The organism is Vibrio sp. 10N.247.311.49, assembly GCF_041467655.1.
GTDB classification, from domain to species: Bacteria; Pseudomonadota; Gammaproteobacteria; order Enterobacterales; family Vibrionaceae; genus Vibrio; species Vibrio crassostreae_C.
The window spans coordinates 49,831-64,503 of sequence record NZ_JBFSVA010000003.1 but is presented as its reverse complement, the minus strand read 5'-3'; the positions used below and the strand labels follow the sequence as shown (position 1 = coordinate 64,503).

At 47.7% G+C, this 14,673-nt stretch carries 13 protein-coding genes; 9 read left to right on the top strand and 4 right to left on the bottom strand.

Features of this window, described 5'->3' with window-relative positions; all coding sequences use genetic code 11:
- Window positions 1-150: 150 nt before the first annotated feature.
- The 5 genes from hyi (at window position 151) to AB6E54_RS04625 (ending at window position 5,862) form a co-directional block, all read left to right on the top strand.
- Window positions 151-927: a hydroxypyruvate isomerase gene (hyi, locus tag AB6E54_RS04645; protein ID WP_017065018.1), complete on the top strand. Its 777-nt coding sequence runs from the start codon at window positions 151-153 to the stop codon at window positions 925-927.
- Between the two features lie 37 nt (window positions 928-964).
- Window positions 965-1,861 (top strand): 2-hydroxy-3-oxopropionate reductase, encoded by an 897-nt coding sequence (locus AB6E54_RS04640; protein ID WP_017105663.1) that lies wholly within the window; start codon window positions 965-967, stop codon window positions 1,859-1,861.
- A gap of 242 nt (window positions 1,862-2,103) precedes the next feature.
- Window positions 2,104-3,414: a glycerate kinase gene (locus AB6E54_RS04635; RefSeq protein ID WP_372106746.1), complete on the top strand. Its 1,311-nt coding sequence runs from the start codon at window positions 2,104-2,106 to the stop codon at window positions 3,412-3,414.
- A 163-nt stretch (window positions 3,415-3,577) separates the two neighbouring features.
- Window positions 3,578-4,186: a TetR/AcrR family transcriptional regulator gene (locus AB6E54_RS04630; RefSeq protein WP_102332259.1), complete on the top strand. Its 609-nt coding sequence runs from the start codon at window positions 3,578-3,580 to the stop codon at window positions 4,184-4,186.
- A gap of 239 nt (window positions 4,187-4,425) precedes the next feature.
- Window positions 4,426-5,862: an amidohydrolase gene (locus AB6E54_RS04625; RefSeq protein WP_136982323.1), complete on the top strand. Its 1,437-nt coding sequence runs from the start codon at window positions 4,426-4,428 to the stop codon at window positions 5,860-5,862.
- Window positions 5,863-5,948: 86 nt separating this feature from the next.
- Here AB6E54_RS04625 and AB6E54_RS04620 read toward each other — a convergent pair whose 3' ends face one another.
- From AB6E54_RS04620 to uraH, 4 genes are all read right to left on the bottom strand, one after another.
- Window positions 5,949-7,310 (bottom strand): 8-oxoguanine deaminase, encoded by a 1,362-nt coding sequence (locus AB6E54_RS04620; protein ID WP_372106748.1) that lies wholly within the window; start codon window positions 7,308-7,310, stop codon window positions 5,949-5,951.
- 158 nt (window positions 7,311-7,468) lie between these two features.
- The gene (locus tag AB6E54_RS04615) at window positions 7,469-8,920 is read right to left on the bottom strand and encodes a nucleobase:cation symporter-2 family protein (RefSeq protein WP_372106749.1); all 1,452 of its coding nucleotides are present in this window, start codon (window positions 8,918-8,920) and stop codon (window positions 7,469-7,471) included.
- Between the two features lie 217 nt (window positions 8,921-9,137).
- The gene (locus AB6E54_RS04610) at window positions 9,138-10,481 is read right to left on the bottom strand and encodes an NCS2 family permease (protein WP_371966575.1); all 1,344 of its coding nucleotides are present in this window, start codon (window positions 10,479-10,481) and stop codon (window positions 9,138-9,140) included.
- Window positions 10,482-10,728: 247 nt separating this feature from the next.
- Window positions 10,729-11,082 (bottom strand): hydroxyisourate hydrolase, encoded by a 354-nt coding sequence (uraH, locus tag AB6E54_RS04605; RefSeq protein WP_372106751.1) that lies wholly within the window; start codon window positions 11,080-11,082, stop codon window positions 10,729-10,731.
- Between the two features lie 425 nt (window positions 11,083-11,507).
- On the opposite strand from uraH, the gene puuE reads away from it, so the two are divergent.
- The 4 genes from puuE to AB6E54_RS04585 all read left to right on the top strand — a co-directional run bounded on the left by puuE (window position 11,508) and on the right by AB6E54_RS04585 (window position 14,669).
- Window positions 11,508-12,446: an allantoinase PuuE gene (gene puuE, locus AB6E54_RS04600; RefSeq protein ID WP_102448142.1), complete on the top strand. Its 939-nt coding sequence runs from the start codon at window positions 11,508-11,510 to the stop codon at window positions 12,444-12,446.
- Between the two features lie 22 nt (window positions 12,447-12,468).
- Window positions 12,469-12,984, top strand: coding sequence for a 2-oxo-4-hydroxy-4-carboxy-5-ureidoimidazoline decarboxylase (gene uraD, locus AB6E54_RS04595; RefSeq protein ID WP_102448143.1), 516 nt, complete (start codon window positions 12,469-12,471; stop codon window positions 12,982-12,984).
- 123 nt (window positions 12,985-13,107) lie between these two features.
- Window positions 13,108-14,094 (top strand): allantoicase, encoded by a 987-nt coding sequence (gene alc, locus AB6E54_RS04590; protein ID WP_017083065.1) that lies wholly within the window; start codon window positions 13,108-13,110, stop codon window positions 14,092-14,094.
- Window positions 14,095-14,108: 14 nt separating this feature from the next.
- Window positions 14,109-14,669 (top strand): ureidoglycolate lyase, encoded by a 561-nt coding sequence (locus AB6E54_RS04585; RefSeq protein WP_004732859.1) that lies wholly within the window; start codon window positions 14,109-14,111, stop codon window positions 14,667-14,669.
- The last annotated feature ends 4 nt before the right edge of the window (window positions 14,670-14,673 follow it).

Genomic DNA, 14,673 nt, shown 5'->3' with positions numbered 1-14,673 from the left:
TTAAGTCATGTGTATACGTAGAGCTGAGGTTTAGCTCTACGGAAAGTCTCCAAGAAATCGGAGCCTTACTAAGCAACCGTAGCTCCATCAAATAACCGTTGCTTCACTAAACAGTCATAGTTTCACCAAATAAAGAATAAGGACAGAGTCATGGCAAAATTTGCAGCAAACTTGTCAATGTTATTCACGGAAGTTGATTTTATGGATCGCTTTGAAGCTGCCGCAGAAGCGGGCTTTCAAGGTGTCGAATACCTTTTCCCATATGCCTTTGATGCGGATGAGATTAAACAAAAGCTCGAGGCTAACAACCTAGAGCAAGTGCTATTTAACTTGCCTGCGGGTGATTGGGACGCTGGCGACCGCGGTATCGCGGTAGACCCAGCAAGAGTTGAAGAGTTTCAAGCGGGTGTACCTAAAGCCATCGCTTACGCAAAATCGCTCGGCTGTGCTCAAGTGAATTGCTTGGCCGGGATTGTTCCACAAGGTGTGACCCAACAAGACGCGCAATCAGCGTTTGTGATTAACCTGCATTACGCGGCGAACGCGCTAGCAGCAGAAGGCATCAGCTTAGTGATAGAAGCGATCAATACCCGCGATATTCCGGGCTTCTTCTTGAATACCACAGAGCAAGCTAAAGCGATCATCAAAGAGGTAGGGAGCGATAACCTTTCTATCCAATACGATATTTATCATATGCAAATTATGGAAGGCGATCTTACGCCGACCATGCAACAGAACATTGGTCAAATTGCACACGTGCAACTGGCGGATAACCCAGGCCGACACGAACCGGGTACTGGCGAAATCAACTACCCATTCGTGCTCAACTATCTTGATGAGCTTGGTTATCAAGGCTGGGTGGGCTGCGAATATAAACCTAAAACGACAACGACAGAAGGCCTTGGTTGGCTGCACCAGTACCGTTAATTGCGTCTGGTAACCCTCAAACGTTAAGGAGAACAACATGTCTAAAATTGCATTTATCGGAACTGGCATCATGGGTAAACCTATGGCGAGTAACCTTCAAAAAGCAGGTCACGATTTGATTCTGTCTGATCACTTTAATGCAGCACCTGCTGATCTTGTGGCAGCGGGCGCAACGGTCTGTCATTCACCCGCGGAAGCGGCTGAAGCAGCAGATATCATTATCTTAATGGTGCCGAATACCCCTCAAGTAGAAGACGTCCTGTTTGGTGACAATGGCGTCGAGCAAGGCCTTACCGCCGGTGGCGCTGCTGGAAAACTGGTTATCGATATGAGTTCAATCTCACCAATCGCAACCAAAGCGATTGCAGCGCGAATCAATGAAGGTGGTGCTTCATACCTTGATGCACCGGTATCAGGTGGCGAAGTAGGCGCTATTAATGCAGCGCTGACTATCATGGTGGGCGGTGAGCAAGACGCCTTTGACAAAGCACGTCCGCTATTTGAAATCATGGGTAAGAATATTACGCTGGTGGGCGACAACGGTGCGGGTCAAACCTGTAAGGTGGCGAACCAGATCATTGTTGCTCTGAATATCGAAGCCGTGTCTGAGGCGTTAGTCTTTGCTTCGAAAGCAGGTGCTGATCCAGCACGCGTACGTCAGGCGCTATTAGGTGGCTTTGCTAACTCTAAGATCTTGGAAGTGCATGGCGAGCGTATGGTTGAAGGCACATTTGATCCTGGCTTTAGAATCTCACTTCACCAGAAAGACCTGAATCTTGCGCTAACGGGCGCACAAGAGCTAGGGGTTGCACTGCCGAATACGGCAAATGCACAAGAGCTATTTGGCGAGTGTGCCGAAATGGGCGGCGAAGGTTGGGATCACTCTGCGCTTATCCAGGCGATTGAGAAACGTTCTGATCACTCGATTCGTTAATCTAGTTAACGGTTTGTCCGTTTAGTGGTTAGTCAATCAACCGATTATCCGTTAATTAATTAGGGCTGCTATCGATGCGTAGCCCAACAGTTTGTTTATAAATCGCGTAGTTTCGTCTCCTTTTATACGCGTTCCTGATACAGGGCAGAGGTTGAAGTTGTTCCTTTCCAACTTGATCTTAGCAGGCACCCTTTGGCCTTGTATTGGGGTTCTTTTTTTCTCCGTCAACTAAGGAGTGGCTGATGGACATTGATGCTAAGCAGTTTCTGCAAACCCTTTTCTCAAGTGCTGTTAATCAGGCGCTACCTAAAAATCACATCGAACCTTTTCTTCCTCAAGACATTTTTTATCGCTCTGCTAACCAAGCTGGGCGAACTGTCGTTATCGGGGCAGGAAAAGCAGCCGCGTCGATGGCCGCCGAGCTGGAAGCGGTTTGGCAGGCAAAGAAACAACAAGACCTTGCACTGCGTGACCTTGAAGGCTTGGTGGTGACTCGTTATGAGCACACCGCCCCTTGCGAACACATTGAGGTGATTGAAGCAGCGCACCCCGTGCCAGATGCGATGGGCTTAGAAGTGAGCCAACGTATGCTGCAATTGGTGAGTAGCTTGAGCGCAGATGACACGGTTATTTGCCTACTGTCGGGTGGCGGTTCCGCTTTGCTAAGTCTGCCCGGTGGCGACATCAGCTTGGCGGAGAAGCAACAAATAAATAAAGCGCTGCTCAAATCAGGCGCCGCTATTGATGAGATGAATTGTGTTCGCAAACATCTATCTTCGATAAAAGGGGGGCGACTAGCAAAAGCCGCGTATCCTGCAAGGGTTGTGTCACTGGCGATTTCAGATGTGCCGGGCGATGACATCAGTGTGATTGCCTCTGGCCCAACCGTACCCGACACCACCACGCGTTTTGATGCGATGGCAATTTTAGAGCGTTACCAAATAGAAACACCACGCACGGCATTTGAATGGTTAAATAATCCAGAGTCAGAAACCGTAAAGCCAGATGACGTATGTTGGAAGAACGCGGAGCACCATATTATCGCGACACCAATGTCGGCATTGGAATCCGCTGCTGCAGAAGCTGAAGGCTTGGGTATTCCCGCTTATGTGTTGAGTGATTGCATAGAGGGAGAAGCGCGAGATGTCGCGAAGGTGCATGCTGCGCTAGTCAAACAAGTGGCTAATAACAAGCACCCATTTGAGACGCCTTGCGTGATACTTTCCGGCGGGGAAACCACGGTAACCGTTAAAGGGAATGGTCGCGGTGGGCGTAACTGTGAGTTCTTGTTGAGCTTGTATAACGAGCTTAAAGGCCAAGACAACATATTTGCATTGGCTGCTGATACCGACGGGATTGATGGTGTTGAAGACAATGCGGGAGCATGGATCGCGCCTCAAACATGGCAACTAGGTTCGAGCCTGTCGCTTAAAGCGCAAGACTATCTCGATGCGAACAACAGCTACGATTTTTTCAAGCAAGTCGATGTGCTTCTAACCACGGGGCCAACGCTGACCAATGTGAATGACTTCCGCGCGATATTGATTCTTTAACTTGAACAGTTCAAAAACACGGTATGGAATGGTCGCTTCTTAACAAATAGAGCGGCCATTTTATTGTTATCAATGCGGTGACCTTGAGTTCTGAGATTATCTTCTGGACTAATGAAGCACGTTGATTACTATGATTTTAGTAACGAGCTGTAAAGGATGCAATATGTCTAGGATCAGACAAAAGAATCAAGATTTAATCATCGAAGTCGCGTGTGAACAATTCGCCACTCATGGTTATGCCGCAACAAAAATGGCTGATATCGCAAAAGCGGCCGACATTCCCAAACCCAACGTCTTCTACTATTTCAGCTCAAAAGATAAGCTCTACAACGCTGTGCTTGAAACCGTCACTCAGCCTTTACTAGAAGCGTCTCGTCCGATTGAAGAGTTGAGCGATCCTGTTGAAGCCTTGTCTCAATATATTCAAACCAAGCTGATCATTTCTCGCGATCATCCACATGCCTCTAAGGTATTTGCCAATGAAGTGATGTCTGGCGCTAAAGTATTGCCGAAAGAGATTGGTGACGAGCTGTATAAGCAATCCCAGATGATTCTTGATAAGTTCTCGACATGGTCGGCGCAGGGCCTAATGGACGATGTTCCCGCTCATCACCTGATGTTTACCATCTGGGCGGCAACTCAAACCTACGCCGATTTTGGCTGGCAGATTTGCAGCGTGATGCAGAAGGACCAACTCGATGATAAAGACTATGCCGATGCCGCTCAGTTCATCACACAGTTAGTGATTAAAGGCTGTGGTGTGAAAAGCTAATGTTGTTTGAACGTTTATCTAGGTGTGTGAGTGACTATAAGCACAGAACCTCTTTTGTGACCTGTTGTGCAATAACTCATTTATCTTGAATTCGGTTCGATTAGGTATGCCATTTTATTTAAATGACAGGTTATAGTATCGCGAAAATTGGCGGCACTTACTCTTCTGAAAAGCGAAAAGCTGGAAACTTATAGATGAAGCCGCTAACAATATTACACGCACAACATTAAGGTTTAGCAATGACGCTTAAAAGCTTGGCATGCACCATCAGCGCAGTTCTGCTTGCAGGTTGCGGTTCAACGGTCGCGACGCAAACATACAACGCTGATCTGATCATCACCAACGGACAGGTTCTCACCATCAATTCAGAAATGGATGTGATTGAAGATGGTGTTGTTGTAGTGAAAAACGACCAGATCATCGCAGTCGGTACCGAGGATTTAATGACTCAATATCGCGCAGAAAAAGTGATTGATGCTCAAGATGGAATCGTCATGCCGGGTATGGTGAACGCGCACAACCATTTACCGATGATCGCGTTTCGTGGCTTAGGGGAAGAGGGTATTTCGAATCGTCTGTTCGCTTACTTCTTCCCTCTAGAAGCCGAAAAGCTAAGCCGTGAACTGATTTACAACGCAACCAAGCTTGGCTCTATCGAACTAGCACAAAGCGGTGTAACCACTTATGCCGATATGTATTACCACATGGATGAAATGGCCAAGGCGACCAAAGAAGTCGGCTTACGCGCTGTGCTCGGCGAAACCGTGATTAAGTTCCCAGTGGTCGATGCCAAAGAACCTTACGGCGGCATTGAATACGCCAAAGGCTTTATCGAACAATACAAAAACGATGAGCTAATCACGCCTGCTTATGCGCCACATGCGGTGTACACCGTGAGCAAAGATAAGCTGCAAGAAATCAACAAGCTGTCTGCTCAATACGATGTGCCGGTGCTGATTCACGTTGCTGAATTCCCAAATGAAGAGAAACGCATCAAAGATGAAACTAAGGCAACATCGCCAGTCGAATACATGGATGAAATTGGTGTGCTGGACGAGCGCGTAGTCATTGCTCACGGTATCCATCTTTCGGAGAACGATCAAAAGCTTCTAAAGCAAGCTGACGCAGGGATCTCATACAACCCAATGGCGAACGCTAAAGGTGCAACTGGCATCGCACCAGCATGGGATATGTACCGTGCTGACATGCGAGTAGGCTTAGGAACAGATGGCCCAATGAGCTCTAACCAAGTCGATATCATGCGCACATTAAGCTACGCAGCGAACATGCAACGTTTAAAGCATTCTGACCGCACTATCATGATTCCTGAGCAAGTTATCGAGATGGCGACATTAGGTGGCGCGAAAGCCCTACACATGGAAGATCAAATCGGTTCTCTTGAAGCAGGTAAGAAGGCAGACATCGTGATTGTAGAGACAACATCAGCGAACATGATGCCAAATTACGACCCTTACGCGACCTTGGTTTACCAAGCGAACCCAAGCAACATCGACACGACGATTGTGAACGGCCAAATCGTAATGGAAAACCGTGTAATGCAAACCGTTCAACTGGATGAAATCCGCCAAAGCGTCGATGAGTTTGAAACAGATATCAAAGCCTTTGCCAAAGAGCTTTCTAAGAAGGCGATTAAGTCGAAGAGCTTGATGGATTAAGATGTAAATCGGTTTCTAAAAATCGAACTGAATGAACAAGGCCGACATCACGTCGGCCTTTTTTCGCTTTTCTAGTTAGAGAGTATTTAATTATTCATCGCCAGTTTACCTAGCTTCATTGCAGCTGCATGGTGGCGGTGCATCAGTTGCTCCATGTCTACTCCAATTACTGCTCCATCGTTAACTCGCCATTTTCCGGCTACCATCACTTTATCCGCTTGTTGAGCTCCACAAAGTAGTAGTGCAGCCAGTGGATCGTGGCTGCCAGAGAAACGAATATCGTCAAGTTTGAACATCGCGATGTCGGCTTGTTTACCGACCTCTAGTGTACCGATATCCGTTCTACCCATTGCGCGTGCCGATCCTGACGTTGCCCAGCGCAGCGCGTCGAAGTGTGAAACATTGGCAGAGCCATATTGCAGGCGTTGTAGATACATCGCCATACGTACTTCGGCAATCATGTTCGAACCGTCATTGGAGGCCGAACCATCAACACCTAGCCCGACTTTTACGCCAGCGGCTTCAAGGTCGTTGTTCTTACAAATACCGGAAGCCAGCATCATGTTGGACGTCGGGCAGTGGCTGATGCCAATGCCTGCTTTACCCAAGCGCTTGATCTCTTCTGGGTTGAAGTGAATGCCGTGTGCAAGCCAAGTGCGTTCATTCAGCCAGCCCACATCTTCTAGGTAATCGACAGGGCGTAGACCGAACTTCTCGATACAGAAGTCCTCTTCATCGAGCGTTTCGCATAGGTGAGTGTGCATCATCACGTTCTCACGCTCACTGATCTTGGCGGTCTCTTTCATTAGATCGGTGGTGACCGAGAACGGCGAACAAGGCGCGAGTGCGATTTGAATCATCGCCCCTTCATCGCGCTGGTGGTAATCGCGAATCAAGCGTTGGCTGTCATCTATAATGGTTTGTTCGGTTTGAATGGTGTGTCGTGGAGGTAGCCCACCTTCATCTTCCCCTAGGCTCATGGAGCCGCGCGTAAATATCGCTCTCACGCCAAGCTTCTCTGCCGCCTCGACTTGTAAATCGATGGCGTTCTCTAGCCCGTTAGGTAGCAAGTAATGATGATCTGACGCTGTGGTGCAGCCCGACATCATTAACTCAACTAGCGCCAGCTCTGTAGCTAGGCTCATCATCTCTGAGTCGAGATTGGCCCAAACTGGATAGAGGCTTTGTAGCCAATGGAAGAGTTCTTTATTCAGTGCGCGGGGGTAGGCACGCGTTAGGGTTTGATAGAAGTGGTGGTGCGCATTGATAAGCCCAGGAGTCACAACATGACGAGAGGCGTCGACGCTGTAATCTACGGGTAAGGTTGGCTCTTTGTGTTTGCTAACCAGCTCAATGATTTTATTACCTTTAATGACAATACCGCCTTCTGCATCAGCTAGTGAGCCAGTGTAGATTGCGAGAGGATTCTTAATCCAGATGGTTTCCATTCATAGTAGTCCTTAGCCATCTCAGCCTTTTCAGGGAAGAGGGTCTTTGTTGGTATTTGCTGTTGATAGATAAATTCGAATCAGGGGCGTTAAAACGTTCAATGTTCTAATCATTCCCTGATTCTGTGAAAATCGGCTTACGTTAGTCAGTGAACCAGTTAGTTCGTTTTTGGCTCAGGGTTTTCTGATGCCGCTTGAACATCTGCTTCTGTGCTTGCTTGCTGAATCTCTAATTGGTCGTTTGACTGTAACTCTTCTTCAGCTTGTTCTTTCATTTCTAATTCAACTTGCGCTTGGCTTTCGGCCAGCGCTTCTTGCTCTTCTGCTCGTGAAGATTTCGGCAACACAAGGTTTAGAAGAACCGTCATGATAGTACCGGTAGTGATGCCAGAGTGAAGAAAGTTCGCAAGGTCATGCGGCAAGTGTTGCAGCAATCTTGGTTCGAAAGTGACGGCTAAGCCAGACGCTAAACCAACACAGATTACCAAGGCATTTCGCTTGGTGTCTGCGGCTTTGATCAACATGCGGATACCCGCGTAGGCAATCATACCGAACATCACGAAACCCACACCACCCAAAACAGGTTTCGGAATCGTGACGGCAATGGCGGCTAATTTCGGGAATAAGCCGCCTAAAATCAGAAAACCACCGGTTGCAGCCACAACATAGCGACTTGCTACACCTGTGATACCCACAATACCGACGTTTTGACTGAATGATGCCAGTGGCATTGCCGTTAAAATTGAAGATAAGGTACTGCCAAGGCCATCGCCTAGAAGACCACGTTTTAAGTCTTTACCGCTGACTTGGGTTTGGCAGTTGTTGCCTAATGCCATGAAGTCCCCCGTTGCTTCGGCGATAACCACGATGTACACCAAGCTCATACTGATGATGGCACTCGCAGAAAAGGTAAAGCCATATTTGAAGGGCTCAGGACCACCAACCCAAGCGGCAGAGCTGATTTGCTCAAGGTCGACCATGCCGAGTGATAGCGCCACAATGTAACCGCCCGCTAAACCAATCACGATGGCCGAAGCGGCAACCGCGCCTTTACAGTAAACCGATACGCCAACCACAATCCCCAAAGAGATCAGTGCTAGAAACAGCTTTGGCAGCGTGGCGAATTGTTCTGTGTTGGCAGGAGAGTCTCCGACCCAGTTCATGGCAACCGGTAAAATGGTTAAGCCGATTAAGGTAACCACTACACCACTTACCACGGTTGGGAACAGTTTCCGAACCTTGTCCATATAGAAGCTGGCACCAATCACCACGAACGAGCCGATAAGCGCTGAGCCCATGATTGCGGCGACACCGCCTTCGTTGCCGATTGAAATGGCGACGCCCAAAAAGGCAAAGCTCGAACCCATCACCACGGGCAATCGAATACCGACAGGGCCGAAACCAAGACATTGAGCGACGGTCACAATACCTGACGCCAGCAGCGCAGCATTGATCAGCGAAACGATCTCGGTGTTAGGCAAGCCAATTGACGCGCCGACAATAAGGGGAACAGCGACGATGCCACCAATCGAGGCGAGCATGTGCTGTAATGCGAGTAGGAAGGTTAAGCCGTGAGGCGGTCTTTCATTTAGGGTGTACAGAAGTTTCATTTGATATTCCTCTGCCTGTGTTTCCGTTTACAGGCGATTGGCGGTCAAATAATGACTTCTACAAACTGCGTAGGGTCATAAAAAAGGTGCGCTAACCGTGCGGATATGTGTGTGTTCCGCTGTTTAGCACAACTAGCTTTTTCTTAAAAATGTTGTTCTAGCATGTGTCTTGATAGCTCGGCCTGCGAACAGGCCAAGCGATAGTTACGTTGGGTGATTAACCGATGAACACGAGCTTCGCGACAAAAATGGCGGCTAAGAAGTACATCGAAATTGAGACGTCTTTTGTTTTACCTGTCGCCAGTTTCAACACGGTGTAGGTAATGAAACCCAGTGCGATACCATTCGCGATAGAGAAGGTCAGAGGCATCATTAACGCTGTAATGGCTGCGGGAGCACCGTTGGTGAAGTCTTTCCAGTCAACGTGTTGCATGCTGCTCATCATCACGAACGCTACGTAAATTAACGCGCCAGAGGTTGCGTAAGCTGGGATCATGCCTGCAAGTGGCGATAGGAAAATTGCCGCTAAGAACAACACACCAACCACAATTGCAGATAGGCCAGTTCGTGCGCCGGCTGCAACGCCCGCTGCACTTTCTACGTAACTGGTTACTGGCGGACAACCCACACACGCACCTGCCACACTTGAGATACTGTCGGCTTTGAGCGCTTTGCTTAGGCCTTCAATTTTTCCCGTTTCAGGGTTAGTTAGGTTTGCACGCTCAGCCACGCCCATCAAAGTACCCGCGGTATCGAACATGTTTACAAAAAGGAAAGCCAAGATAACGCTGATCATTGAAACATCGAGAGCGCCCATAATGTCCATTTTTAGGAACGTAGGCGCTAAGCTTGGTGGCGCCGCGAAGAAGCCGTTGTAATGCACTAAGCCAAGCATCATGCCGACGAGCGTTACACTCAAAATACCGATTAACACCGCACCAAATACTTTACGCTCACTGAGTACCGCGATGATCAAGAAGGCGATAGCGGCCAGTAGAGCTTCAGGTTTAGTAAAATCCCCTAAAGAAACCAAAGTCGCTGGATTTTCGACGACGATGCCCGCTGTTTTAAGGCCAATTAGACCTAAAAATAGGCCAACACCCGCTGTCATGGCATAACGCAGACTCACCGGAATACTTTCGATTATCCATTGGCGAACCTTGTAGAAACTCATCCCGACGAACAAGATGCCGGAGATAAACACTGCACCTAACGCCACTTCCCAGGTGTAGCCCATTTCGCTTACTACCGTGAATGAGAAGAAGGCATTCAAGCCCATGCCCGGTGCAAGGCCGACAGGCCAGTTCGCAAATAGTCCCATTAACAAACAACCGATCGCAGCACCAATACAGGTTGCGACGAATACCGCCCCTGCATCCATACCCGATGCGGCCATAATTTGTGGGTTAACGAAGATGATGTAAGCCATAGTGGCGAAGGTAGTCACACCCCCCATTAATTCATCTTTCACGCTGCTTCCGTGGGCCTTAATTTTAAAGAGTTTCTCTAAAATTCCGTTATTCGCGTCTTGGTTGAGTATTTCTGTTTTACTCTCACTCATGTCAGCAAGTCCTTTTATGTTGTGATCCATTTATTGAATACAGCGAGATTTCAATATTAAGTTTTAAGGTTTTTTCCTAGCCGCTATTTCTTTAGCTATCAGTTGATTAGTCATCAACTCTCTAACTAATAACGTTGTTAGTATTTTTATATGAGCGTGTTTAGTGAGCGCGCATCATTTTAGATGCACGCACGAATCTGTTTATTATTCGATGGTTGAGCCTAGTTCTAAGTGCTAGGACACGGGACTAACTGCCCCGATAGGTTGAGAAACTGTAAGGCGAGACGAGAAGAGGAACGTGATAATGCGCGTCTGGATCATCTAAGCCGAAACGAATGACCACATCATCTAGGAAAGGCACGCCATCCAATTCCACACCTTTGCTTTTGTAATAATCCGCAACGTAGAACACCAATTGATATTTCCCCGGTCGGAAATCATTCCCTGCCAGAATCGGCGCATCGGTTCGGCCATCGGAGTTGGTGATCACCGTCGCCAGCTTTTCTGTTGAGCCGTCATTGACCTTATAAAGCTCTACCTTGATCTCTGCACCCGGTAAGCCGTGCGTGGTGTCTAATACGTGTGTTGTTAGTCTTCCCATAGTCCTTTAATAGCGCTTTTGGCGCTCCTCTGTTCCGTGGTTTATCTGTCTGTTTCGACCTTGCAAAGAATGCAACTGGTCACTTTGTTATCACTAACTATGTACGAACTGTACACAATTAGTAAAGCTAATTGTTGGAAAAATGTTAACCATTGTGTCGTTTTTTCTGAATTTATAGATCCTGATTATCGTTTTTTGGTGAGGTTGTGATTTGTTAAGTTATTGTTTTTAAATTACAAAAGTAACAAAATTTAACTTGAATAACAAAATCTTTACATTGAGATAAATAATTGTATACAATAAATGTACAGGGGTAAGGTTACTCGGTTTTGAAATAACCAATAGCGGAATCACCAATAGAAGAATCATATTGATGAACCAGCTAAAGAGCGGCTAAGCCAACCACTTATGTTAGGAGTACTTGGATGAATAAGGATTATTCAAGAAATTTGATCGGTTACGGAGCTAACCCTCCAAACCCTCAATGGCCAGGTAATGCGCGCGTCGCGGTTTCTTTTGTATTGAACTATGAAGAGGGCGGTGAGCGTTGTTTGTTACATGGAGACGACGAGTCTGAAGCTTTTCTTTCAGAGATCCCGTCAGCACAGCCGATCAAAGGCGAACGTCACATGAGCATGGAATCCATCTATGAATATGGTAGCCGTGCGGGTGTATGGCGTGTTCTTCGCTTGTTCGATGAATATGAAATCCCACTGACCGTCTTTGCGGTTGCAATGGCGATTGAGCGTCACCCAGACGTTGCTAAAGCCATGGTCGAAGCGGGGCACGAAATCTGTAGCCACGGTTATCGCTGGATAGACTATCAATACATTGATGAGTCTGAAGAGCGCGACCACATGACCAAAGCGATTGAGATCATCCAACAAGTGACGGGTCAACGCCCACAAGGTTGGTATACAGGTCGAACGGGTCCAAATACGCGTCGCTTGGTTGCAGAAGAGGGCGGTTTTCTTTATGACTCGGATGCCTACGATGATGACCTGCCTTATTGGCACACCGAAACCGGTCATCCACAATTGGTGATCCCTTACACACTCGATGTGAACGACATGCGTTTTTCAACCGCGCAAGGCTTCAACTCGGGTGAGCAGTTCTTCCAATATCTGAAAGACACGTTTGACACCCTTTATATGGAAGGCGAAACCGCACCGAAAATGATGTCGGTTGGGTTGCATTGTCGTCTGATTGGTCGCCCCGGTCGTATTGCTGCGTTAAGACGTTTCTTAGACTACGTAAAACAGCACGACAGCGTGTGGTTATGTCGTCGAATCGATATCGCCAACCACTGGCACCAACATCATCCATATCAACCAAATAACGCTATTCATCAACAGCAAAAGTAGCAGTGAAGCAAGGAGGCTTAACGTGACTGAATTTCGATCATGCCAACCAACAACCATGGACCGCGATACCTTTGTCGCTCACTTTGCTGATGTCTACGAACACAGCCCGTGGGTTGCAGAAGTGGTGTATGACCAAGGTTTGAATGCCGAAGACGACCATATCGAGAGTCTTCATCTGAAAATGGCATCGACCTTGTTAAGTGCAGACCAAGGCAAACAGTTGGCTTTGATCAACGCTCACCCGGATTTAGCTGGTCGAGCAGCAGTAAACGGCGAACTCACCGAGTCGTCGACCAAAGAACAAGCGGGGGCGGGCATCGACCAGTGCAACGCCGAAGAATTTGAAAAATTCACTTCTTACAACAACAGCTACAAAAGTCGCTTCAATTTCCCTTTTATCATGGCGGTGAAGGGAGCCAATCGTTACCAAATTCTTGAGTCGTTCGAGATGCGATTAGGAAATGATAGTGAAACTGAGTTTGCTACGGCGATTCAAGAGATCAACAAGATAGCGATGTTTCGTCTCTGGGATATGTAAGTTAACGGAGTTAACAGCTATCTCAGCCCAGTCTTAGTGCGCTAAGAGCACGCTTTATAAGCGAATAAACCACTAAGTTCTCATTTTATTATTACTTGATTAATTGGATAGGATTACACGGACATGACCCAAACATTTGAACAATACATAAACCTTGCAGACGAAAAACTCGGTGCAGAAGCTACCTTTGCTACCGACGATTTTTTCGCGGATAAAAGCCGTCTTCTCAGCCACGCAGCCCCAGAGTGGAAAGACGACTTATACGACGATAACGGCAAGTGGATGGACGGCTGGGAAAGCAGACGCAAACGCGGTGAAGGTTACGACTACTGTGTCGTTCGCCTTGGCCTAGCTGGCACCATTGCTGGCGTTGATATTGATACCTCATTCTTCACAGGTAACTTCCCACCTTCGGCATCAATTGACGCGTGTTATTCACCACAAGGTGAGCCAACTGACTCAACAGAGTGGCAAGAAATTCTGCCTTCAATGGCACTACAAGGTGATCATCATCATCTTGAAGCGATTGAAAGCGACCAAGTATTTACGCACCTACGTTTGAACATCTATCCAGACGGCGGTGTCGCTCGCCTACGTGTTTATGGCCGACCAAGTGTGGATTGGGAAGCAATAGATTCTCAGCAACAAGTTGACCTAGCATCGGTTGAACACGGTGGCCGAGCATTGGCATGTAGCGATGAGCACTACGGCAACAAAGCCAACATCTTAGGCCCAGGCCGCGGTGAAAACATGGGTGACGGTTGGGAAACAGCGCGTCGTCGTACACCGGGTAACGACTGGGTAATTGTGGCATTAGGCCACCCAGGTAACATCGAACGTATCGTTGTTGATACGGCCCACTTCAAAGGTAACTACCCTGACAGCTGCTCAATTCAAGCTGCTTACGTGAAAGGTGGTACCGACGACCAAGTAGAAACACAAAGCCTATTCTGGCGTGAACTGTTGCCTGCACAAAAGCTGCAAGCGCACGAAATTCACGAATTCATTTCTGAGGTAAACGACCTTGGTGCGATTACCCACGTACGTGCAAACATATTCCCAGATGGTGGTATCAGCCGTTTGCGTCTGTTTGGTACGAAAGCGAAATAGGTAAGGAAATGAGTATGAGTAATGGAATACGTCGTTTATCCATCGAACCGTTAACCAAGCAAGCTTTTGCAGAGTTTGGCGATGTTATCGAGTCCGATAATAGTGATTTCTTCATGATCAACAGTGGATCAACACGTCGCTACCACAAGCTAGCGACAACGGATGTGCAAGACCAAGACGGAGAAGCGATCATCAGCATCTTCCAAGCCACACCGTTGAGCTACCCACTGACCATCAAAATGTTAGAGCGTCATCCACTTGGCTCTCAGGCATTCATTCCATTACTTGGTCAACCCTATTTAATTGTTGTTGCGCCAAAAGGCGACGATCCAACATTAGCCAATAGCCGAGCTTTCTTGAGCAACGGCCGTCAAGGAGTGAACTATCACAAAGGGGTGTGGCATCACCCAGTTCTCGCCCTCACCGATCAAGACCAGTTCTTGATCGTCGATAGAGGCGGCGAAGGGCATAACTGTGACGAAGTTTATTTCGACAGCGACCGAGTGGCATTGCATTTGGACGACTTGCCAACGGACGACAATAAGGAAGAGCAACGCTTAGCTAAAGCGTTGTGATACA